Origin of the sequence: Tepidiforma bonchosmolovskayae, assembly GCF_008838325.1 — a bacterium.
Taxonomy (GTDB): Bacteria; Chloroflexota; Dehalococcoidia; order Tepidiformales; family Tepidiformaceae; genus Tepidiforma; species Tepidiforma bonchosmolovskayae.
Window position 1 is genome coordinate 638,839 of record NZ_CP042829.1, and the last position, 22,704, is coordinate 661,542.

19 protein-coding genes are annotated in these 22,704 nt (G+C 71.3%); 8 read left to right on the forward strand and 11 right to left on the reverse strand.

Annotation, left to right across the window (positions count from 1 at the left end; translation table 11 throughout):
• Nucleotides 1-9: 9 nt before the first annotated feature.
• The 8 genes from Tbon_RS03275 to Tbon_RS03310 form a co-directional block, all read right to left on the reverse strand.
• Nucleotides 10-939: an NAD-dependent epimerase/dehydratase family protein gene (locus Tbon_RS03275; protein ID WP_158066285.1), complete on the reverse strand. Its 930-nt coding sequence runs from the start codon at nucleotides 937-939 to the stop codon at nucleotides 10-12.
• Nucleotides 940-979: 40 nt separating this feature from the next.
• A complete protein-coding gene (locus Tbon_RS03280) occupies nucleotides 980-1,480 on the reverse strand; it encodes a hypothetical protein (RefSeq protein ID WP_158066286.1) in 501 nt (166 codons plus the stop codon).
• 2 nt (nucleotides 1,481-1,482) lie between these two features.
• Nucleotides 1,483-2,049, reverse strand: coding sequence for a hypothetical protein (locus Tbon_RS14330; protein WP_192498109.1), 567 nt, complete (start codon nucleotides 2,047-2,049; stop codon nucleotides 1,483-1,485).
• 113 nt (nucleotides 2,050-2,162) lie between these two features.
• Complete coding sequence (locus tag Tbon_RS03290; protein WP_158066287.1) at nucleotides 2,163-4,319, reverse strand: hypothetical protein; 2,157 nt, start codon at nucleotides 4,317-4,319, stop codon at nucleotides 2,163-2,165.
• A gap of 10 nt (nucleotides 4,320-4,329) precedes the next feature.
• The gene (locus tag Tbon_RS03295; RefSeq protein ID WP_158066288.1) at nucleotides 4,330-5,109 is read right to left on the reverse strand and encodes a hypothetical protein; all 780 of its coding nucleotides are present in this window, start codon (nucleotides 5,107-5,109) and stop codon (nucleotides 4,330-4,332) included.
• Nucleotides 5,110-5,307: 198 nt separating this feature from the next.
• Entirely contained in the window at nucleotides 5,308-5,958 is a 651-nt protein-coding gene (locus Tbon_RS03300) for a class F sortase (RefSeq protein WP_192498110.1), read from the reverse strand.
• 94 nt (nucleotides 5,959-6,052) lie between these two features.
• Entirely contained in the window at nucleotides 6,053-6,736 is a 684-nt protein-coding gene (locus tag Tbon_RS03305; protein WP_158066290.1) for a class F sortase, read from the reverse strand.
• 64 nt (nucleotides 6,737-6,800) lie between these two features.
• Nucleotides 6,801-7,436 carry a hypothetical protein gene (locus Tbon_RS03310; protein WP_158066291.1) on the reverse strand — a complete coding sequence of 212 codons (636 nt, stop codon included), beginning with the start codon at nucleotides 7,434-7,436 and terminating at the stop codon, nucleotides 6,801-6,803.
• Nucleotides 7,437-7,536: 100 nt separating this feature from the next.
• Between Tbon_RS03310 and Tbon_RS03315 the strand changes: the two genes are divergently transcribed.
• Nucleotides 7,537-8,736 (forward strand): helix-turn-helix domain-containing protein, encoded by a 1,200-nt coding sequence (locus tag Tbon_RS03315; protein WP_158066292.1) that lies wholly within the window; start codon nucleotides 7,537-7,539, stop codon nucleotides 8,734-8,736.
• Between the two features lie 200 nt (nucleotides 8,737-8,936).
• Nucleotides 8,937-9,857, forward strand: coding sequence for a CAP domain-containing protein (locus Tbon_RS03320; RefSeq protein ID WP_158066293.1), 921 nt, complete (start codon nucleotides 8,937-8,939; stop codon nucleotides 9,855-9,857).
• 31 nt (nucleotides 9,858-9,888) lie between these two features.
• Here the strand turns inward: Tbon_RS03320 and Tbon_RS03325 are convergent, their stop codons facing one another.
• The 3 genes from Tbon_RS03325 to Tbon_RS03340 form a co-directional block, all read right to left on the reverse strand.
• Entirely contained in the window at nucleotides 9,889-10,644 is a 756-nt protein-coding gene (locus tag Tbon_RS03325) for a hypothetical protein (protein WP_158066294.1), read from the reverse strand.
• A gap of 65 nt (nucleotides 10,645-10,709) precedes the next feature.
• Nucleotides 10,710-14,603: a hypothetical protein gene (locus Tbon_RS13715; protein ID WP_192498111.1), complete on the reverse strand. Its 3,894-nt coding sequence runs from the start codon at nucleotides 14,601-14,603 to the stop codon at nucleotides 10,710-10,712.
• A 232-nt stretch (nucleotides 14,604-14,835) separates the two neighbouring features.
• Entirely contained in the window at nucleotides 14,836-15,801 is a 966-nt protein-coding gene (locus Tbon_RS03340; RefSeq protein WP_192498112.1) for a hypothetical protein, read from the reverse strand.
• A 274-nt stretch (nucleotides 15,802-16,075) separates the two neighbouring features.
• Between Tbon_RS03340 and Tbon_RS03345 the strand changes: the two genes are divergently transcribed.
• The 6 genes from Tbon_RS03345 to Tbon_RS03370 all read left to right on the forward strand — a co-directional run bounded on the left by Tbon_RS03345 (nucleotide 16,076) and on the right by Tbon_RS03370 (nucleotide 22,650).
• Nucleotides 16,076-18,808 carry a DUF2325 domain-containing protein gene (locus tag Tbon_RS03345; protein ID WP_158066297.1) on the forward strand — a complete coding sequence of 911 codons (2,733 nt, stop codon included), beginning with the start codon at nucleotides 16,076-16,078 and terminating at the stop codon, nucleotides 18,806-18,808.
• Nucleotides 18,809-18,886: 78 nt separating this feature from the next.
• The gene (gene leuC / locus Tbon_RS03350; protein WP_158066298.1) at nucleotides 18,887-20,293 is read left to right on the forward strand and encodes a 3-isopropylmalate dehydratase large subunit; all 1,407 of its coding nucleotides are present in this window, start codon (nucleotides 18,887-18,889) and stop codon (nucleotides 20,291-20,293) included.
• A gap of 2 nt (nucleotides 20,294-20,295) precedes the next feature.
• Entirely contained in the window at nucleotides 20,296-20,904 is a 609-nt protein-coding gene (gene leuD, locus Tbon_RS03355; protein ID WP_098503396.1) for a 3-isopropylmalate dehydratase small subunit, read from the forward strand.
• A gap of 44 nt (nucleotides 20,905-20,948) precedes the next feature.
• Nucleotides 20,949-21,383: a PaaI family thioesterase gene (locus Tbon_RS03360; protein ID WP_158066299.1), complete on the forward strand. Its 435-nt coding sequence runs from the start codon at nucleotides 20,949-20,951 to the stop codon at nucleotides 21,381-21,383.
• Nucleotides 21,384-21,565: 182 nt separating this feature from the next.
• Complete coding sequence (aat, locus tag Tbon_RS03365) at nucleotides 21,566-22,186, forward strand: leucyl/phenylalanyl-tRNA--protein transferase (RefSeq protein ID WP_225734692.1); 621 nt, start codon at nucleotides 21,566-21,568, stop codon at nucleotides 22,184-22,186.
• Between the two features lie 74 nt (nucleotides 22,187-22,260).
• Complete coding sequence (locus tag Tbon_RS03370; RefSeq protein ID WP_158066301.1) at nucleotides 22,261-22,650, forward strand: cupin domain-containing protein; 390 nt, start codon at nucleotides 22,261-22,263, stop codon at nucleotides 22,648-22,650.
• The last annotated feature ends 54 nt before the right edge of the window (nucleotides 22,651-22,704 follow it).

Sequence of the window (22,704 nt, forward strand, 5' to 3'; positions counted from 1 at the left end):
GCGGCGGGTTCAGCGGGCGCCGGCCGCGGAGCGGAAGGCTTCGACGGTGCGGCGGATGCCTTCTTCGAAGCTGACCTCGGGCTGCCAGCCGAGCACCTCGCGGGCGCGGGTGCAATCGAGCCAGAAGTTGCGGACGTCGCCGGGGCGGGGCGGGCCGTGGCGGGGCGGCACGGTGTTGCCGGTTGCCTCGGAGAGGACGCGGTAGATTTCGTTGACGGTGGTGCCGACGCCGGTGCCGATGTTCGCGACGAGGCCGTTGCCGGCTTCGAGAGCGAGGAGGTTGGCGCGGGCGATATCGGCGACGTAGAGGTAGTCCTTGCGCTGTTCGCCATCGCCGTCGATGGTGCAGGGCTGACCGGCGAGCATGAGGCCGGTGAAAATGGCGACCACGCCGGCCTCGCCGTGGGGGTCCTGCCGGGGGCCGAAGGCGTTGCCGTAGCGGAAGGTGGTGAATTCGATGCCGGCGGTGCGGGCGGCGAGTTCGACGTAAAGCTCGCCGACGTACTTGGAGGCGCCGTAGTTGGAGCGGGGGGCGATGGGGTGGTCTTCGGGGACGGGAAGGGTCTGCGGCTCGCCGTAGACGGTGCCGCCGGAGGAGGCGTAGATGATCTTGCGGACGCCGTACTGGATGGCGAGGGCGCAGACGCGGGCGGTGCCGCCGCCGTTGACTTCGAGGTCGTGGACGGGGTCGGCCTGGCCGACTTTGACGCTGGCCTGGGCGGCGTGGTGGCTGATGACCTCGGGGCGGAAGTCGGCGACGATCCGCTCGAACTCGCGGGCGTGGATATCGACCTCGTAGAGGCGGGCGTCGCGGTTGACGTTGGAGCGGCGGCCGGTGGCGAGGTTGTCGACAACGGCGACGTCATGGCCGGCTTCGACGAAGGCATCGACGATGTGGGAGCCGATGAAGCCGGCGCCGCCGGTCACGAGGATGCGCATCGAGTCCCAGTGTGCGCGACGGGGGCCAACGGGCAACCGGTCAGGCGGGCTGGCGGAGGCGGGCGAGGCCCCAGCCGATGGCGGCGCAGGCGGCCCCGGCGATGACGCCGCCGACGAGGATGGGGACGATGAAGTCGGTGACGGGGGCGCCCGAGGCGACCTGGGCCCACTTGGCGATGCCGACGTTGAGGGCGAATCCGGCGGCGAAGCCCCAGGCGGCCCACTGGCGTTCGCGGGGGGTGCGGCCGAGGTCGAGCTCGGCGAGGACGCCGACGACGGGGTTGGCCTGGTCGAGCCTGGCGGCCTCGGCTTCGAGGGCGGCGACCAGCTCGTCGATGAGGGCATCCGGGACTGAGTCGAGGATGCGCTCGAAGGCGGCGGGGTCGTCGGCCGGGGCCGGCCCGGGCGCCTCGAGTTCGCGGCGGAGCGCGGCGAGCGGGCGGGCACAGGCGTCGCAGAGGGGGCGGCCGCGGGTCCAATCGGCGAAGGTGAGGGCGCGGCCGCAGGAGGCGCAGCGGGTGCGGTTGGCGGCGGCTGGCATCGTCAGCCCTCGGTCGGCGGCGGTGTGGGGGTACCGTTCGAACCGCCTTCGGTGGGCGGACGCGGGGTGGGCGTCGGGGTCGGGGTCCGGGTGGGGGTCGGCGTCGGGGTGGGGGTCGGCGTCGGGGTGGGGGTCCGGGTCGGGGTGGCAGTTGGGGTGGGCGTCGGGGTGGCGCCTTCGCTGCCGGCGGGGGTGGGCGTGGGCGAGGCCGGGCGGGGCGTGGGGGTTGGGGTGCCGGGGCGCGGGGTGGGCGTGGGGGTGGTGCGGTCGCCGGCTACGGTGGCGGTCGGGCTGGCGCCGGGGGTGGTTGAGGGCGCGGCCTTGCCGGGCTCCTGGTCCTGGGCGGCGAGGACTTCGTTTTGTGGGGTTTCGGAGAAGACTTCCATGCCGGCACCGGCGCCCTGGAGCTGGGAGAGGAGCTGGGGGAGGCGGGACCCGCCCGACTGGCCCTGGGGCGCGGGCGTGGCGACCGAGCCATCCGGCGCGTAGGCGAGGCAGCCGGCGGCGAGGAGCCCGGCCAGCGGCAGGAGGGCAGCAGCGGCGGCGAGGCGCGGGAGGGTGCGGGGCATGGTTCGAGGGTAGCGGCGGGCGGCCGCGGGCGGCATCGGCAGGGCACCGATTCGCCGGCGGCGGATGCCGTAGGGGAAGACCCGGCCGGTGCGGAGCGATGGCTGCATGGCGGCTACCTCACGGCGATGGTGGCGGTGGCGGCGCTGCGGTACTCGGTGCCGCCGGCGGTGGCGAAGGCTTCGATGGTGACGGAGGTGCCGCGGAAGGCGCGGCGGTCGACTCCGACGACCGGGAGCTCCCAGCGGGCGGAGCCGGCGGCGGTCATCACGTTCTGGACGGGGTCGTTCTGCCAGGCGGCTGCTGCTGCGTTCCAGTACTTGCCGTCGGAGGCGCGGCGAATGACGAGGCGGACCTGCGTCGGCGCGAGGGTGCCGGATTCGACGCGGAAGGCGAGACGGCTGCGCGGCACGGGGCCGGAGACGGCCGGGAAGGTGAGCTGGGAGGTGACGGTGGGCGGCGCAGCCGTGACATCGAAGGGAGCGCTGGTGGCCGGCGTGAGCGCCGGCGAGGCGGTTGCGGCCAGGGTGTAGCCGGTGCCGGCGGGGGTGACGGTGCAGCCTGTGAAGGCGGCAACCCCGGCCGTGACGGTCTTCGAAAGGCCGCCGGTGCAGGTCAGCGTGGCGCCGCCGGAGATGGCGAGGGTGACAATGGTGGTGCTGTCGGACGTGACGGTGGCGCCGGCGGCGGTCTGGACGGCGACGACAGGCTGGACCGCGAGGGGCTGGCCGGCGACGCCGTTGCCGGGCTGGGTGGTGAAGGCGAGCTTGCTGGCGGCTGCGGTGACGGTGAAGGTCTGCGGGGCGGAGGTGCCGCCGCCGGGCGCCGGGTTGAACACGGTGACGGAGGCGGTGCCGGGCGCGGCGAGGTTTGCGGCGGGGATGACGGCGGTCAGGCTGGTCGAGGAGTTGAAGGTGACGGACGCGAGCGGGACGCCGTTCCAGCGGACTTCGCTGGCGGCGACGAAGCCGGAGCCGGTGAGCGCCAGGGTGACGGGGCCGGAACCGGCGACTGCGCTGTTTGGGCTGATGGAGGTCAGCACGGGCAGGGGGTTGGACGCGCCGGGGACCTCGATAACGAGGACGTTGGTGCCGCCGACGTTGTAGCTGGCGGTGATGGTGTAGGTGCCGGAGGCCGAGGGAGTGAAGGTGACGCCGGACTGGCTGGAACCGCAGCCCGAAGCGGCGGCCACGGTGCCGACTCCGGGGCCCGTCACGGAGAAGTCGCTGAGCTGGAGGAGAGGGCTGGCGGATTCCTTGCCGATGAGCAGGGTCGCATCGGCGGGCTGGGCTGCACCGGCGGCGGCACTGTTCGGGACGTCGGCGGGAACTGCGGCGGTGCAGACGGTGATCGGCGAGCCGACGGCGGGGGCGCCGGAGGTGCGCTGGAGACCGACTTCGTGGACCGTGACGGCGGGCAGCGTTATGCCGGAGATGCCGAGGGCGGGAGCGGAGAGGACCGGGGCGATGTCGTCGCCGGCGGCAGTGTTGTCGGGCCGGAGGGTGATCGTGATGGTGAGCGTCGCGCCGTCGGCGAGGGAGGCATTGGTGCAGAAGGCCTGGCTTCCCGTAACGCTGCCGGTGCCGGAGGAGCAGGTCACGGCCTCGACGATGGCGTTGGGGAGGTCGACGGTCGCGGTGAAGGGGCCGGTGGCGGCGCCGGAGTCGTTCTGGATCGTGGCGGTGTAGGTGACGGGAGCACGTTCGAAGGTCGCGGACGGCGCGGCGGAGCCCCCAATTGTGAACACGGCAGCGGAGAAGACGGTGAGCGTGCCGGCGCCGACGAAGCTGTCGCCGCCGTTGGCGGCGGAGTCGGGAGCGCCGTCGGATGGGCCGGCGCGCATGACGGCATTCGCGGCCGACGTGGTGGAGTTGGCAGTGATGGTGAAGCGGAGGGTGAGGTCGACGAGGTTGCCCACAGGGACCTGGCCATAGCTGCAGCGAACGGTCCCGGGTGAGGGAGTGTTGTCGGTGCAGGTCACGGACGCGGGCGTGGAGAACCCCTCTACAAAGTGCAGGCCGGTAGGGTAGGTAAATTCGAAGAGGAGCGGCGGGACGCCGGGGCTGACGGCGACCGTAGCGGTCACGGTGAAGGTGACCTCGGAGCCGACCTGGACGGTTGCGGGGGCCGCGGGCGACTGGGTGACCGTGAAGCTGACGTCACCTTCGGCGAGGGCGTGGGCCGGCCTCGAGCCGCCCAGGAGCAGGAGCAGGACGAGCGCGGCGAGGGCGGCCGGGAAAAGGCGCGCGGGGAGGCCGCTGGAGGTGAGCACTGGGGGCCTCCTAGTAGGTGTAGCTGATGGTGATGCCGCGGAGCTTCGAGGCGGTGCCGCCGGTGAGGTCGACGACGAGGAAGTAGACGTTGGCGCCGTTATCGACCTGGTGGGCATAGGCGGAGGCGGTCTGCGGCGAGGGCCCGGCGCTGGAGAGGACCTCGGCGAGCTTGTAGACCTGCCCGGGGGTATCGCCGTTGGCGATCGGGGTGTAGTCGAGGCGGATCTTGACGGTGTCGCCGGTGCCTTCGAAGGCGGCGGTCATGGAGGTGATGGTTGCGCCGTGGGGAAGAGTGACGGGGGCGAAGTACCGCTGGGAGGCGGGGTCGGTGTTGAGGGGGTAGAGCTGGTTGAAGCCCTTTTCGTAGACGGCGAGGTCGCTGGCGGGAACGAAGGTGCTGGCGGCGATGCTGATCTTGCCGGCGCCGCCGGGCGCGGAACCGGCCGGGGGTGCGCCGGTGTTGAATTCGCGGCCGCTGCCGGTGTAGTGGACCCAGATGGCATCGCCGGGGTTGATGGTTGAGAGGGTATTGACGAAGCCGGGAACGCCGGGGGCATAGAGCTGGTAGGACTGGGTGGCGGGGTCCCAGCGGTAGACGGCGGTGTACTCGCCGGTGAGGGGCGCGAGGGCCTGCGCGGGCGGGGCAGATGCGCCGAAGTAGGCGATGTTGTTCCAGCCGCGGAGGAGCTGGGCGGCGCTGGCGCCGGTTCCGCCGGCGAGGACGGCCACAGCGACGGCGACGGCGGAGAGCGCGGGGAGGGCGAGGGCGGTGAGGAGCCGGGTTCGCATGGGTGACCTCCGGGAGCGGCTGCTCGAGTCGAAGGTCAGGGTAGGGAGGGCGCGGGTTGGGCCTTAATGGGCGAAGCCCCGAAGGGCGGAAGGGGGATCACCGCGTTCGGGGCGGGGGAAACCCTGATCTGCAGGGGCGGCGCCACGGGGAGGGGGCACAGGACGCCCTGAGCGGTGTGTGACGGGCTGTGCGGGCGGCTACTGCCAGATGCGCTTCGCGACGACGACGTCGCGGTGGAGGTATTCGAGGCCGGTGGAATCGAGTTCGCCGCCGCAGGTGATGAGGGTCACCCACTCGTCGTAGTCGGGCTTCTGGGGCGGGTCGATAATTTCGCCCATGGGGATGGTGTCGCGGTGGTAGCGGGTGTTGGAAATGACCTCGTAGCGGTACTCGGTGCCGTTCTCCATGACGACGATGACGAGGTCGCCGGGCTGGGCTTTGGCGAGGTTGACGAAGGGGGCCGGTTTGGAGTGGTAGTAGACGTGGGCGCTGAAGACGGCGTTTCCGCCCCAGCCGGGCCGATCGTAGATGTAGTACCAGCCGACGGCGGTGTTTTCGGCCTTCGGGGTTTCGAGGGTGTTGGTGGAGTCGACGCCGAGCTCTTCGATGGGGGCATCGACGCCGAAGCGGGGGATTTTGAGGCGGGCGACCTTACCGGCGAAGGGGGTTGGGGTCGGCGTGGGGCTGGGCCGCGGTGTCGGGGTTGCGGTCGCGGTTGCGGTGGGCTCGGGGGTTGGGGTGGGGGCAGGCTCATCGCTGGCGTTGCTGGTGCTGCAGGCGACGCCGACGACGAGGAGGGCGAGGCCAAGAACGAAGACGGCAACGGCGAGGTTGCGGGCAAGCTTCACGGAGGCGGCTCCGGGGCGTTCGGGTTGTGGATTTACCGTAGCGCAGGGCAGCGCAACGGGCTCGGCTTCGAAAACGTGCGGTAAGGCGCGGAGGTTACTGGATGCGGCGGGCGACGACGACGTCGCGGTCGAGGTATTCGCCGAGGCCGTTGGGCTGGGTGGCGACAAAGCGGCCGCCGCAGGTGATGAGGGTGATCCACTCTTCGCCTTCGGGCCTCGGGGTGCCGTTGACGACGCCGGCGATGAGGTCGCCCATCGGGATGGTGTTCACGTCGTACCGCTGGAAGAAGAAGACCTCGTAGACGTAGGCAGGGCCGTTTTCCATCTGGATGGTGATGCGGTCGCCGGGTTTGGCCCTGTAGAGGTTGGCGAAGGGGCCCGGTTTGAAGTTGTAGTTGACGTGGGCGGCGAAGACGGCGTTTCGGCCGAAGCCGGGCTTGTCGTAGATGTAGTACCAGCCGACCTTGTTGACGCCGTCGTGGGGGGTATCGAGCTGGTTGTTCGGGAGGAGGCCGATCTCTTCGATGGCGTGGTCGATGCCGAGGGACGGTGCGACCATGCGGGCGACCCTGCCGTCGAAGGGGGTCGGGGTGGGCGTCGGGCTCGGGAGGGCTGTGGGACTGGCCGTGGGAGTGGCGGTCAGGGTGGGGCGGAGGTCGAAGCCGACGACGGGCACCGGTGTCCCGGGCGCATCGGCCGGCGCGTAGTGCCAGCCGACGGCAAGGAGACTGATGCCGGCGACAAAGGTGAACACGGCGGCGTACGGCAGGATGCGCATGGACGTCCCGGGGGCCGCGGAATGCCCCTATCACGATGGTATACGACCGGAACCAAAGCGCGGGTTAGTCCCTGCGGCGGCGGAGGGCAACGACGGCAGCTGCAGCCCCGGCGGCGAGGACCAGGAGGGCGCCGGCAAGCCACGGCCAGAGGGGTGCGCCAGAGCCGCCGGAGCGGGGGTCGCCGGCAGCGCGGACATCGGGCGGGGACGGGACGAGGGTGCCGGGGAGGGCGACGTCGTCGGTGGGCGGCGGGCCGGTGGGGGCGGGGCGGGCGGTGGGGGATGCGGCGCCGGGGAGGGTGGGGGTGGCCGTCGGGAGGGGGATGACCGTGGGCGAGCCGAGGCTGAGGTCGAGGCGGATCGGACCGGGCTCCCAGGCGACGGACTGGAGCGCCGGGCGGCCGTCGACCGTGAAGGTGATGACGGCCCCGGTACGGCCGCAGCCGGGGCGCTGGGATTCGTGGAGGACGGTGACGACGTAGGCGGTCGCCTGGCCCTCGCGGAAGGCGAGCCGCTCGCCGGGGGCGGCCTGGGTGCAATCGGTGGAGCCGATGAAGGCGCGGACTTCGGTGCCGTTCGGAGCCGGCTGGCCGTCGATTGTGACGGAGCCGTAGACGGTGGCGGGAATCTGGGGCTGGGCAGCGGCCGCTGCTGTGCCGGCCGCGAGAAGCGCGGCGGCGAGCGGGAGGAGGATGCGCACGGGAGGATGGTAGCGCGGGCAGCAGAGGAGCCCAACTGCGGGGATTCGATCGATTGACAGTTGTCGCGTACTTTATGTTTCCCCCAGGGGAGGCAGTCGCATGGCGAGTATCGGGGACACGCTGCGGGAGGCGCGGGAGCGCCGCGGACTGACGATCGAGCAGGCTGCGCAGGAGACGCGGATTTCGCCGCGGTTCCTGGAGGCTCTCGAGGCGGAGGAGTTCGACGCGCTGCCCGCGCCGGTGTATGTGCGGGGGTTCCTGCGTTCGTACGCAAACTACCTGCGGATCGACCCGCAGCCGCTGCTGGACCAGCTGGTGGGCGGCGATATCGGCTTCCCGGTCGGGCCGGCCGGCTATGTGGGCGGGCCCCGGCAACCGGGCCGGACGAGCCCGCCGCGCGAGCGGACCGACCCCTTCCGGCGGGCGGCCGGACCTCCGCCGGCGGCGGGGCCCGGCGCCGCGGGGGATGACTGGGCGCCGGAGCTGCCGGCACAGGGGGACCGGAGCGCCGGACCGGCGCCGATTGCGCCGCCGTCGTACCAGGAAGAACTGAACCCTGACCCCTACGGGTACGAGCGGGGGCCTGGGCCCTACCGGCGGGCAGCGGGCGGCGTGCTGCTGGAGCGGCCGGAGCTCCCGGGACAGGGGGGCGTGCCGCGCGGCGTCATGCTGGCGCTCGCGGGGGCCGTTGCGGCGGTGGTCGCGCTGGCAGTTGTTGTGGTGCTGCGGGGCGGCGGCGACGGGGACGGCACGCCGGCAGGGGCGCCGGGCGAGCCGACGCGGGCCGTGACGCCGGCGGCGGTGGTCCCGGTTGGGTCGGCGACGCCCCGGGCGACGGGGACGGCGGCGGCATCGCCGACGGGCACGGGCACGCCGGCGGGGACCGCAACGGCGACCGTGACGGGCACGCCGGGGACGGGTACGCCGACCGTGGCGGCGGGAACGACGCCGGGTACGACTGCAACGCCGACACCGACGCAGACGCCGACGCCGACCGTCGTGCCGACGGCCACACCGACGCCGTTCGTGCCGACACCGACGCCCACGCCGCTGCCGCCGCGGCCGAGCGCCCTGAGCGCGTGCAACCTGAACCTCGAGCTGGGGAAGTGCGGTCCGTCGCCGGCGCGGGTGATCTGCTTCCCGCCGTTCCCGGCGGACCTCGGTATTGGCTCGAACTCGAACTGGTTCGTGGACGTGAGCGGGACCTATCCGCTGCAGCCGGGGTGGCGCGAGGTGTACGTGGAGTACACGGTGAGCGTCGGGCCGCTGATCAAAGCCGGGCAGCGGGGCTGCCAGTGAACGGGCGGTAGCGTTCGGCAACCCCGGAGCAACCCTGAGGCCCTAGGGAGAAACCCTTAGGGGACACCCGGTGACGGCGCCCCCAAGCCGTTACCGTGGTGACCTCTCCGTGTCCATACCGGCCGGGAGCGGCGCCGTCGAACCCCCAACTGAGACCCGGCGGGCAACCGCCAGAGACACGGGTCGGCGGCGGGGTTCAGATGGCAGGATTCGAGCTTGCGCGTCCCGGGGCGTTCGGCGGCTGGCTGCGCGACTGGCGGCCGGGACCGTTCCTTCCGCTGTATGCGGCGGCGCTGCTCGCTGGCGCGGGACTGGGCATCGGCTTTTCGGTGTTTGCGGCAGATGCGGAGCGGGTGGCGCCGCGGGGGATCGTCGAGGCGCCGGCGGCAGCTGCGCCGGCCCAGCCTGCGGCGGGAATCGAGCCGGCGCAGCCCCCGGAGCCGGCGGCCGAGGACGGCATGGCGTTCGACCCGGGACCCGGGGCGCTGCCGATGGAGCTCGCGCGGGCGCTGGGGGCGTTCGGCCCATGGAGCGAGGCGGCGCCGGCGACGGAGGCGTCAGCGCCTCAGCCGGCCGCCCCCGCCGCGCCGGTCCGGCCCGCGGCTGCTCCACCTGCGCCGCAGCCGGCAGCAGCGAACCCGCCTGCTGCGCCGGCGGCCGCGCCGGTTGCGCCGCCTGCGAAGCCGAATTTCTATGTGCCGCAGGTTTCGGGGGGCCCGGCGACGGCGCTCGAGCTGCAACTGTTCGAGCTCATCAATGCGGAGCGGGCGAAGGCCGGGCTGGCGCCGTACGTGCTCGATGCCGGGCTCACGCGGATTGCGCGGACGCGCTCGCAGCAGCTCATCGACCAGGGGTACTTCGGGCACGTCGACCCGTACGGGTATTCGATGTACGTGGAGCTGCTGGCGTACTTCGGCTACACGAGCTACGCGTGGGCGGGCGAGAACCTGGCGATGAACAACTACCCGGCCGGGCAGGCGGCAGCGGTGGCGCTGGAGGGGCTGATGAACAGCCCGACCCACCGTGCGAATCTCCTAGCAGGGGACTTCAGCCGGGTCGGCATCGGCGAGATCACGGACGCGCAGGGGCGCCACTACTTCACGATGATCTTCCTCGGATAGGGGCCGGACAGCCCGTCCGGCCCGGCGGCGCTCAGCCGAGGCCGCCGGGCGGGTCGAGGTCGTCGCTGTCGGATGCGGACTGGCGGTTGCGGGCGAGCACCCAGCCTGCGCCGCCTCCGACAGCGGCGATGGCGCCGAGGACGAGGACGATGACGCCCCAGACGGGGAAGCCGCCGCCGTCATCGCCGGCGGCGTTCTGCTGGCCGGGGGTAGCGCTGGTGACGCCGCCGCCGGTGACGGGGGACCCGGCCCCGGGCGAGCCCGGCGGAATGGTTGCGACGGAGCCGCCCTGGCCGCTGCCGGGGGTCGACTGGCCGGGCGCGGGGGTGCCGGTTGCGCCGGGCGCGGGCGTCCGGGTCGGGGTGGGGGTAAAGGTGGGGATGGGAGCCGGCGTGGCGCTGCCGAAGGTGACATCGAGCTGGACAGGCCCGGGCTGCCAGCGGGCGGTCTGCGGGGCGAATCGGTCGCCGATCTTGATGCGGACCTCGGCGCCGGAGCGGCCGCAGCCTTTGATCTGCGAATCGGCGACGACGTCGATGGCGTAGACCGTGACGCGGGCGCTGCCCTCGCCGGTGTACTCGGTCTTGCCGTCTTTGCCGCAGAGAGTGTCGCCGATGTAGGCCTCGACGGGGAGCCCTTCGGGCACGGGTCCGGCGGAATCGGCGACCGAGCCGAACACGGTGGACGGGGGATCGAACTGTGCGCTCGCGGGAGCGGCGGCGAGGAGGGCAACGGCGCCTGCGACGGCTGCGGCGGCAGCGACGAACGCGCCACGGAGGTGGGTCATGGTCTCATCCTGGGTTCGGGACTTGACGGCCATCCCCAAGGTACGGCAGGTGCGGGACAGGGTCATCAGCGCGGGAGCACGAGGGTAAACGGCTCGTTCACGTAGACCCAGACGGCGCGGCCGCCGCCGAGTTCGGTGAGCGTGTTGACGGCATCGGGCGCGCCAGGGATGTAGCGGAGCCATTCCTGCTTCTCGGCGTCCCAGGCGTAGATGACGGCGACCTTTGCGGCGTTGTCGCCGAGGGCGCTGCCGACCGCGACCTTCCCCTGTCCGGTGGGGACGAGGTTCCAGCCGGCGGCCAGGGGGACCTCGACCTCGTCGCCGAAGGGGACGATGACGTCGAGGACGAGTTCGCCTTCGGGGTCGAGCGTGAGGACCGGCGGGATGAACGGTTCGACGACCTGGCCGGTGCTGCAGAAGGCGGTGGCAAGGACGATGTCGTTCCAGGTGAGGGCGACGTAGTCGCCGGCGCCGAGGATGCGGTCGCCCGTGTTGCCGATCCAGCCGCGGGCGCTGGCGCCGGGGCCGCCGTAGAAGGTCGCGCTCTGGCCGGGCTGGAGGAGGCCGGACAGGTCGAGGTGCTCGGCGATGCCGACCTGTCCGCCGGGGCTCTGGAGGCCGAAGCCGGCGAGGTTGACGGGTGCGGAGCCGCGGTTGGTGACCGTAATCGATTCCTGGCCGGTGCAGCTGAAGGCGGAGATGGTGACGTTGCCGGGGATGGGGGCCGGGAGCGCCGGGAAGGTGACCATGACGTTGGCCGGCTTCATGAGGCTGTTGCTGACCCGGATCCAGGCCTGGCACTCGTCGTCCTGGATGACGGGCTTTGCGATGGCAACGTTGATCGGGTTGCCGAGCGGGTCGACGGTGTCGAAGGTGGTTGCGGTTGCGAAGCGGCGGGTGCCGTTGATGTCCGCGGGCTGGTCGGCGGCATTGAGGATGACGCCGGAGCCGGCATCAATTTCGAAGCGGATGGGGATGCCGAGGACGTTGTTGTAGTTGGCGGCGTCGCAGAATCCGTCGCGGTCTTTGAGGTGGGCGACGACGTACTTGAACTGGGGCGATTCGCCGTTGACGACGGTGACGCGCTTGTAGCCGGCCCAGCGCCAGACGGTCTCGGCCACGTTGGAAGCGACGGCGGGGTTCTTGCCACGGGTGGTCGGCTCGGGGTACTCGGCGACGGCAAAATACCGCCCGCGGCCGACGATGTGCTCCGGCTCGCAGTGGGGGTTGCCGGTGATGCGGTTGGCCGGGCACTCCTCGAAGGTGAGGTTGAAGTCGCCGTAGGTAGCGATGGTGGCCTGGCCCTGACCATCGGAGGGCTGGGAGTACATGCGCGGTTTGGCGGCGGAGCCGAGGACCGTCGGCGCCTTCGTGTGCGGATTGACGTTGGGGGAGAAGTCGGTCGAGTCGTCCGGGACGAAGAAGCCGGAGGAGCCGCCGGTGACGAGCGGTTTGTAGCTGTTACGGACCGGCTCGTTCTGCATCATGAAGGTGACGATGGCGGCGGGCATTTCGGGCGGGTCGGAGCGGAAGTTGGGGTCGCCGCGGAGTTTTGCCCAGTCATCGGGGAGGACCCACCGGTCAGCGGGGACGGTACGGCCGTCGGGCTTGGTTTCGGCCGGCCGGCCGGAGGGGTTGGAACCGACAAAGTAGCCGCGGACGTTCGCGGTGACGCCGCCGAGGGTGGAGACGAACTGGTCGGGGGTGGCGTCGATGCGGATGTCTTCGAAGACGAGGTAGTAGATGACGAAGGCGATCTTGGTCCAGGGGCGGCCGTCGATGAAGACTTCGATATCGACTTCGCCGGGGGATTCGCTTTCGTAGCGGACGGTGACGGAGCAGTTCGCGCCGAAGTCAGCGGAGGCGGAGCCGGGGCCGTCGATGGTGACGCCGGGCGCGGGCAGGAAAGCGCCGGGCTGGCCCGAGGGGCGGGTGAAGCGGACGGTCTGGCCGGCACAGGAAGTGGTGGAGGCGAAGGCGTAGGTGAGGGTGACGACCTGGCCGGCCCAGGCGACGCGGATGTCCTTCTGCCCGGGGAAGAAGACGTAGCGGATGGTGACGTTCTCGGTGGGTGCGGCAGGGGCCGCCTGGTTGGGGTAGAAGACGTCGATTTCGAGGCGGGTCACTGCGGAGGGGCCGCAGTTCGTCGCGTTGGTGGTCGAGATGCGGATGTCGTCGGGGTTGGCGTCGGTGTCGCCGAACGCAGGAGCGAAGGCGTCCTGGGAGCCGTCGTTCAGTTCGAAGCGGCCGCCGACGGAGATGCCGGTGACGGTTGCGGGCTTGAGCGCGGTATTGGGGACCTGGAAGTAGCCGCAGCCGATGATGCGCATTTCGAGGCGGGCGCCATCGACGAGGAGGTTCGTGGTCTGGGGGCTGCCGGAGTTGAAGGAGCCGATGACCCACTCGGTCAGGTTGGCGCTCGCGAGGAAGGTGCCGTCGGCGACGTTGAAGCGGAGGGGGATTTCGATGGTGCCGAAGGTGACGCGGCCCGCGGTTGGGGAGCCGCCGGTAGTGATTTCGGTGCGGTCGATCCGGACCCAGCGGGCGATGAGGGGGCTCGCCGGGCCAGGGCTGACGATGCCGTTGCCGTCGCCGTCGGTATCGAAGAAGGCGGCGGTGAGGGCGCCGCCGGCTGCTGAGTTGTTGAAGTAGGCGGCGATGGTGTGCTGGCCGGGCGCGTTCGAGGTGTAGGAGAAGCAGAGCGTGCCGTCCGGCACCTGGGAGCCGATCCGGGGCTCGTTGGCGGGGGATTTGTGGAAGACGGTCACGCCGGTTGCGCCGGGGACATCGGGGCCGCCGATGGGGCTGAAGACGATGTTGCTCGCGAGGAGCGAGTCGGCGGCGACGGTGCCGATGAGGCAGACATAGTGGGTGAAGCCGAGGGCGAGCGGCCCGGAAAGGGGCCGGGGCGGCGTACGGCCGTCAATGGTGACGTGGCGGAGCTCGACGACCTGCGTGATGTTGACGAGGCGGTTGGCCGGGAGCTGGAGGGAGGCGGGCTGGTCGTCGCCGTCCTTGTCGATCGCGACGGTTGGGCTGCCGATATCGACGCGGTTGTAGATGGCGTGGAAGTTGAACTGGACCTGGATGTTCGAGGAGTTGCCGGGGGCGTCGATGCCGGCGCACCACTCGGGGCCGACCTGGCGGACGTAGGCGACGGCGGGATTGGCTCCGGTGAAGCTCACGATGGTGAAGTCGGCGGGTGCGACCACGTTGACGGGGTCGGGCGGGTCGGCCGAGCCGTTGGGGATGACCGGGCTATTGACGCCTAGGACCGGGTTGGAGGCTGCGCCGGTGAGGAAGGTGCTGTCCCAGCCGGTGGTGCAGACCTCGGCGGGGCCACCGACGATGCCGTCGCCGACTTTGTCGAGGGTGACGGTGACGATGGAGATATCAGGGAGGACGATGGGATTCGGAACCGACGCGGTGCCCTCCCAGTGCCAGGCGATGGAGAGGGTGCGGTAGCCCGGCGGGGCGTAGGCGACGACGCAATAGACGTCGTCGGCGGTGTTGGACGGCGTGCCGCCGTCGAAGTAGTCAGCCCCGGCTGCGGGGCCGACGGGGCCGTAGGCGTAGGTGCCGGAGGCGGGCACGGGCACATTGACGGTGGGCGGGCTGGACGTGTCGATGGGGTCTTTGGCGGTAATGACGAAGCCGAGCGTGCCGATGCCGGCGGCGGTCACACCGGGGACGTTCACATCGAGGCAGTAGCCATTGCGCGTGGCAGCGTTCGCGGGGAGGGCGTGGGAATTGGTGCCTGCAAGGAGCTTCGGCGGCTGGAAGACGGGACCGGGGTTGCTGGAGGTATCGAAGGAGGAGAGCGGGTCCCAGGCGGGGCCGGAGGGGTCGTAGGCGGCGCGGGCGGGTGTTTCGCCGAATCGGAGCTGGCCGACGGAGACGACAGCAGCGAGGATCGCGAGGGCGGTAACCAGCAGCATCCGCCGTGAGGAACGCACCATGAAGTCCCCCTGGGACTCGTGGGCGCACCCCGCCGGCGCCGTGGGATTTGGCGGGCGCGTCCGCCGGCGTCTCGACCCACCGGCGGCTGCCCGGAATGCTGTTGCAGTTATGGCCGAAGGTACGCGATTGCGTCAAGCCTTCGTTCGTAAAATCTGAACGCCTGGTCGTGGAAATAGTTACCCCGGGTGCGCCGGCCAACTGGCGCACCCGGGGTGCCTCCTGACCGAAGGCTCACACCAGGGGACGGGACCGGAGGCGGCCGAGGAGGAGCACGCCGCCGCCGGAGAGGAGGAGCAGGACACCGGCGATGAGGAGCGGGGCAGGGCCCGCGGGCCGGGGTGCGGGGCTGTTGCCGGCGGCCGGGGGAAGGACGCCCGGGCCGGGCTGACGGACGCCGGCGACTTCGCTGAAGGGGGGCTCGGCGGGGGCTTCGACCGGTTCGCCGACGATGCCTGTGCCTGCGCCAGGGACGATGGTATCCACCGGGATGACGACTTCGAGCCCCTCCGGGAGGTCGGGACAGGGGATGATGGTAAAGCTGACGACCGCGGGAGCCGCGCCGAGCGTGACGGTCGCGACGGCGCCGGCGGGGTTGGCGACGGCGTAGAAGACGCCGGGCGCACAGGCGAGGGCGGTGTCGCTGCCGAGCACCTGGCGGACCGCGTAGGCGCCTGCCGGGAGGGCGGCTTCGGCGGCGCCGGTGGGGGCATCGCCGCTGGTGGACGTCTGGAGTTCGGCGACGACGGCGCCGGCGGCGTCGAGGACCTGGTAGCGCCAGGTGCGGGCTGCGGCATCGGGCCCGGCATTGAGCGTGGTCTGGACGCGGAGGGTGCTGTCCGGGGCCGCGAAGCGGACATCGGCGACGGCGAGGGTCTGCCCGGCGAAGGTCACGGTGAGGCGGGCGGCGCCGGCGGTTTCGCGGCGGACGAAGACGGTGCCTTCGGCGATGCCTGCGGCGACCGGGGTCGGGGCGAGGACGCCGACGAGGGTTCCGCCCTCGACGTCGTAGCCGAAGCTCGGGAGTGCGGCGACCTGGCCCTCGACGCGGATGGTGACGGCGGCCTGGGCGCCGGGCTGGACGGGCGGGGGCGCGACGGCGGTGACGGTATAGGGGACCTGTGCGGCTGCGGGGACGGCAGCGAGGAGGGTGAACGCAGCCACGGCGGCGGCGAGGAGCGCAGCGATGCGGCGGGGCATCATCTGAACCTTCCCTGCGGGCCGGCTGCGCGGTCCGGGCTCTCTCCCCAGCGAACCCGGGTGCTCCGTGCGGCCACCCGTACGAACCGTGCTGTCCACCGCTCGACCACTTCAGTGAACGCACCGTGAAGATACCGCAGGGTGTCAAGGGGCAGCCATAAGAGGGGCGTTAGAAGTGCACCCGGGGTCCACCGGACGGCACCCTGCCGGCCACCGGACGTGGCGGCGAACCGTCGCCATCGGCCGGCCGGGGGCGTGGTAGAGTTGGGCGGCGATGCTGGAGATTCGAGCGGAGGAGAACCGCCTGCTCGCAACGCCGTCGCTGGCGAGCGAGCGGGTGATGCTGCGGTCTTTCCCGGGGGCCCGGTGGGTACCGGCGCGGGGGGCGTTTTCGCTGCCGCGGCAAACGGGGGTGTACCTGCTGCTCGATGAGCTGTTCGGGCCGGAGAACTGGCGCGCGCCCTCGGACCTCAGCGAGGAGGTGCAGGAGGCGCGGAAGGCGGGGGGTTCGCCCACTGCGGAGGCCAGGCTGGAGGACGCCGAGTCTGAGTTCTCGGTGCAGTGCGCGTTCGCCGACAAGGAGCTGGTGAAGCGGGTCCCGGGGTACCGGTGGGTGCCGACGGAGCGGCGGTGGCGGCTGCCGCGGGTGCCGCTCACCGTGCGGGTGCTGCAGCGGGTGTTCGGGGAGCAGCTGAAGATCGAGGACGAGGAGCGGGTGCTGGCATGGTGCACGGAAGAGGAGCAGCGAACTGATGCGGAGCGGCGGCTGGCGGAACGGGAGGATGCGGCAGCGGCCGGGAGTGGGCCCGGGGCCACCGGCCTGGCAGCGGTTCCGGCGCCGGAGGCTGAAGGCGAAGCTGCGTCTTCGGCGCCGGTGCTGGCGGAGGCTGCGCGTGCGGCGGGGCCCATCGACGGCGCGGCGCTGTTCGAGCGGCTGGAACGACTGACGGCGGCGCTGGAGCGGCTGGTGGAGGCGCTGGAGTCGGGACAGGTCAGCACGGGGCCCGGGACGAACGGAGACAGAGACCGGACCGGCGGGAACGGGGAGACGGAGACGGGGAACGTGCCGCAGGGCGGGGGGTTCGACTGGCGGGCGGAGCTCGAGCGGCTGCGCAGCGAGCATGACGACCCCGCGCGGCTCGCGCTGGCGGGCCGGCTCGAGAATGCGGAGGCCGATGAGCGGGCGACGCTGATGGCGCTGCTGGGGGTGTGGCACTTCTACAACAAGCAGCACGACGAGGCGCTGCGGATGCTGCGCCGGGCGTTTGCCGCAGAACGTGACGGCCGGATGGACCCCGACCTCGACGCGGAGGCGGTGCGGGTGTTCCAGAAGTGCGGCTGGCAGGTGCTGAACCGCGCGCTTGGCCAGGACGGGGATCGATTGGCCGAGGCCTACGCGGCGCTGTTGAGCGAGGTGCAGCGCCAGGGGAGCGGCGTGCCGGAGGCGGCGTTCCGGGAGGGGCTCGGCGCGCTGACGGAGCTGGCGGAGGACGCCCAGGCGGCGCGGCGGGAGCCGAACCTGCACGGACTGGCGCGGCTCGCACAGTTCGTCGGCAAGCAGCGGATCGGCGACCACGTGGACGAGGAGCGGCTCGGCGAATTTGTGCGGGATGGGCAGGTGGCTGCGGACATCCGGGCCCTTGGACTGGTCCTGCTCGCCAACGTGCTCTACCGCGCAGACGACATGTCCGGCTGGCAGATGCAGTGGCCTGTGGACCCGAGAATCGCCGGGGATTTCGCGTGGGCGACGGAGACAGCGCTGGAGCTCATCCCCCAGGCGGCCCAGGCGCACCAGGAGGTCGCCTCGGCTGCGGCAGTTGCGGCGCTCGCGATCATCGCGCGCGGGCCGCGGGAGTGGGCGACGCGGGACCAGCGGCGGCGGCTGCTGCGGCTGATCGAGTCGGACAATCAGCTGCGCAGGTACGCGGAGTTCCTTGCCGCCTTCCGGCTTGCGGCCGACGGGGACGGGAGGGGGCTGGACCGGGAATTCAAGGGCTACTTCGACTACCTGGCGAAGGTTCAGCTCGACGACAGCTGGGAGCACCTTTCGGAGGTGCTGGCCAACGACAGCGGGCACGTGACCGACAAGATTATCGACGAGGTGCTGCCAGCCGCGCTGGAGGCGCGGGGCATCCGGGACCTGCGGGCGCTCATGGAGGCGGTGGAGTTCGCGGCGGCGACACAGCGTGGCGACAACACGCTGAACCGGATTGCGGACGGGATCGAGGAGGGAACGATCCTGGGTGCGGACGCGCTGGGCGGCGAGGAGCGTCTGCGGATCTTCGAGCTGGCGCTCCGGACTGCGCAAAAGAAGACGCACAAAGATGACGCGGACGTGGCGTTCCAGCGGCTGGTGCGGGAGCACCTCCGGCAGGGGCGCGAGAGCGAAATCCCGAACCTGTGCGAGACCTGCTTCGAATCGTTCCCGTACCTCCGGGAGCGGGCAATGCTGGCCGCGGTCGAGTGGGCGGTCGAGCAGGAGGAGCCGTTCGAGGAGCTGCTGGACCGGGCCATTTCGGCGTTCCGGAAGGACTCACCGCTGCTGAAGGACTTCCGGGACCTGGCCTCCCTGCCCCAGGTGCGCGAGGCGGGCGGGGAGAAGCTGGAACGGCTGCTCGGCAAGCCGGCCGTCACGGAAGTGCCGACGGACGCACTGAATGGGAAGTCGGTGCTGGTGGTCGGGGGGCATCCCAGCCTGCAGGCGAAGGCCGAGCCGATGCTCGCGGAGCTTGGGCTGAAGGTGGACTGGCTGGACGCCGATGCGGCGAAACAGGGCGACAGGGCGGTGGGCAGTGCGCGCGGGGCGGTGGACCTCGTGGTGGTGAACACGGGCTACATCAGCCATGCGGCGTCGGGCCGGGTGATGGAGGCGGCGAAATCGGCGGGCAACCGGTACGTGGCCCGGGCATTCGCAGGGCCGCGGATGCTGGTTGCGGTGGTGCAGGAGGCGCTCGCTGCCAAACCGGAGGAGCCGACAAGGGGTCCGAAGGGGCCGGTCCGGCGGTAGGGCGCGGCGGCCGGAAGGCGGGCTCCTGTTACACTGGGGAGTACATCCCGCAACGACATCCGCGCGGCAGGACAGACTGTGAGCACTCCGAAGACGATCATCCAGAAGATCTGGGACCAGCACGTCGTGGCGAGCGAGCCGGGGAAGCCCGACTTGCTGTTCATCGACCTCCACCTTGTGCACGAGGTGACCTCACCGCAGGCGTTTGAGGGGCTGCGGCTGGCGGGCCGGCGGGTCCGGCACCCGGAGCTGACGCTGGCGACGGTGGACCACAATGTGCCGACAATCGACCGGGACAAGCCGTGGACGGACCCGCTCTCGGTGCAGCAGGTAGAGGCGCTGCGGCGGAACTGCGAGGAGTTCGGCATCCCGCTGTTCGGGGTCGGCGACATCCGGCAGGGCATTGTGCACGTCATCGGGCCGGAGCAGGGGCTGACGCAGCCGGGGATGACGATCGTCTGCGGCGACAGCCACACCTCGACGCACGGCGCGTTCGGGGCGCTGGCGTTCGGCATCGGGACGAGCGAAGTGGAGCACGTGCTGGCGACGCAGACGCTGCCGCAGGCGAAGCCGAAGACGATGTCCGTCGAGGTGAACGGCGAGCTGCACCCGGGGGTAACGGCGAAGGACGTGATTCTTGGGATCATCGCAAAGATCGGCGTCTCGGGCGGCGTGGGCCACGTGATTGAGTACCGCGGAGAGGTGATTCGGAAGCTCTCGATGGAGGGCCGGATGACCATCTGCAACATGTCGATTGAAGGTGGCGCGCGTGCCGGGCTGATCGCGCCGGACGATACGACCTTTGCCTACATGGAGGGCCGCCGGTTCGCGCCGAAGGGGGCGGACTGGGAGAAGGCGCTGGACTACTGGCGTTCGCTGCCGACGGACGAGGGCGCGGAGTTCGACACGTACGTGACGCTGGACGCGTCCGAAATCGAGCCGACGGTGACGTGGGGCACGACGCCCGCACAGAGCGTGCCGGTGACCGGCCGGGTGCCGGACCCATCGGAGGCGCCGACACCGCAGGCGCGGGAGCTGGCCGAGCGGGCGCTCCACTACATGGGGCTGGAGCCGGGGACGCCGATCCAGGAGATCCGGCTGGACCGGGTGTTCATCGGGTCGTGCACGAACAGCCGGATTGAGGACCTGCGGGCGGCGGCGGAAATTGTCCGGGGGCGGAAGGTGGCGCCGCATGTGCGGGCGATGGTGGTCCCGGGGTCGGGGCTGGTGAAGCACCAGGCCGAGGAAGAGGGGCTGGACCGGATTTTCAAGGAGGCCGGGTTCGAGTGGCGCGATGCGGGCTGCTCGATGTGCCTCGGGATGAACCCGGACATCCTGCTTCCGGGGGAGCGGTGCGCGAGCACATCGAACCGGAACTTCGAGGGGCGGCAGGGCCGCGGCGGGCGGACGCACCTGGTGAGCCCGCAGATGGCTGCGGCGGCCGCGATCGCCGGGCATTTCGTCGACATCCGGGAGTGGAAGTAGCCATGAAAAAGTTCGAAACCGTGCGCGGGCGGGTGATTCCGCTGAACCGCGCGGATGTGGACACCGACCAGATCATTTCGAAGGAGTTCCTGAAGCGGATCGAACGGACCGGGTTCGGGCCGTTTGCGTTCGACGAGTGGCGGAAGGACCCGGATTTCGTTCTGAACCGGCCGGTTTACAAGGGCGCGCCGATCATGGTGACAGGGCCGAATTTCGGGTGCGGTTCCTCGCGGGAGCACGCGGTGTGGGCGCTCGACGACATGGGGCTGCGGGTGATCATCGCGCCGTCGTTTGCGGACATCTTCCGGAACAACTCCTCGAAGGTCGGGCTGCTGACGGTGACGCTGCCGCAGGAGGACTGCGACTGGTTGATCGCGCGGGCGGAGGAGCTGCCGGAGGCGGAGCTGGTGGTCGACCTCGAGTCACAGACGGTGGCGACGGCGGACGGGACGTGGCAGCGGCGGTTCGAGATCGACCCGTTCGTGAAGTACTGCCTGCTGAACGGGCTGGACGACATTGGGCTGACGCTGCAGCTGGAGGACCGGATCGCGGCGTACGAGCAGCGCCGGCCGGAGTGGCTGCCGAAGACGGAGGCGCTGCTCGCGGGGTAGCCCTGGCGGTAGACCATGGCCGCGCCCGCGCGCAGGATTGCGCCATGGAGGAGGGCGACCTTGTGGAACGGCTGCGGGCGTGGGCGCGCGGCCGCTACTGGGAGCTGGTGGGCATCGAGACGGTGGCTGCCGAGCCGGGCCGGGTCGTGAACCGGGTGCGGCTGCGCGAAGCGCACCTGAACTACAACGATGTGGTCCACGGGGGCGTGATTTCGAGCCTGATCGATTCGGTCGCGGGCGGGGCTGTGCGGACCCTTCGGGAGGAGAGCGAGATCCGGCAGCGGCCGCATGCCACGAGCGACCTGCACGTTTCGTACCTTGCGCCGGCGCGGGGGACGGAGCTGGTGGCCGAGGCGAGGGTGGTGAAGATGGGGCGGACGGCGGCGTTCACGCAGGTCGAGGTGCGGGACGACAGCGGTCGGGTGGTGGCGCTGGGGCTGGTGACGTTCGTCATCGGCGGGCGGCGGGAGGGCGGCTGATGGAGCCGGGCCCGGGGCGGCCATGCGCGGTACCTGCGGAGGCCGCGGTAAGGGATTCGCGGGGGCGGCCGTGCCCAATTGAGGTCGAGGTGTTCACGGCGGGGCCGCCTGAGCCGACGAGCGTGTCACGGTACGCCTTTCCCGGGGCGGCAGTGCTTCGGCCGGGGCGGAGTGCGTACGTTGTGGGCGGCGACCTCGCGCCGGCGACGGTCGTTGCGGCGTATGCGGCAGGTTTCTTCCCGTGGCCGGAGCGCCCGGAGGCGGAGCTGGTCTGGTGCTCGCCGGATCCGCGGGCAGTGCTGCCGGTGGCAACGTTCACGGTGCCGCAGCGGCTGGGGCGGACGATCCGGCAGGGGAGGTTCCGGGTGACGGTGGATGCGGCGTTCGAGGCGGTCATCCGTTCGTGCGCGGAGCGGCCGGAGGGGACGTGGATCATCCCGGCGCTCATCGAGGGGTACTGCGCGCTGCACCGGCTCGGGTGGGCGCACAGCTTCGAGGTGTGGCACGACGGGGAGCTGGCCGGCGGCCTGTACGGGGTGGCGTACGGGGCGATGTTCGGGGCGGAGTCGATGTTTTCGCGGGTGCGGGATGCCTCGAAGGTGGCGGTGGCGGCGATGGTGCAGCACTGCCGGGCGCTGGGGGTCGAGCTGATTGATATCCAGGTACTGAACGACCACACGGCGCGGATGGGCGGCATTGAGATTTCCCGGGATGCGTACCTGGAGCTGCTGGGGCGGGCGGCGCGGCGGACCGTCGCCTGGCACCGGGCCGGCGCGGCAGAGGGCCTGGCGGGCTGCGGGTGACGTCCGAACGGCCCGCGACGCCGGCGCCGATTGGGAGCACACTAGGGGGAACCTGAACCTGCGGAGGGAGAGGGATGACCTCGACGCGGCCGACCCCTGTTGGTCTGTACCACCTGCTGACGGACTTCGAGTGCCCGGCGGCGAGCGTGCGGGTGTTCCGCATGCGGGGCGAAGGCGATGCGGTTGGTTCCCATGTGCACCGGCGTTCGATGCAGATGTACCTGGCGATCGAAGGGACGGTGGTAGTGGAGGTCGACGGCGTGGAGACGGTGCTGAAGCCGTACGAGGTGCTGACGGTGTGGCCGGGGAGCGTGCACCGTGCGAGCCCGCTGGACGGCGAGGCGGTGGTAGCGAACATTTCGATTCCGCCGCTCGGTGCGGACGACCAGGTGCCGGCCACGTCGGCGCCGGAGCCGGCCGACCGGCAGCTTCCGCGGGGCAGCGCCGCCGACGTGGAAGACTGAGGCGGCTATGAGAACCCCGGTCGACGGTGACCGGCGGGGCCGGGAGAATACGGG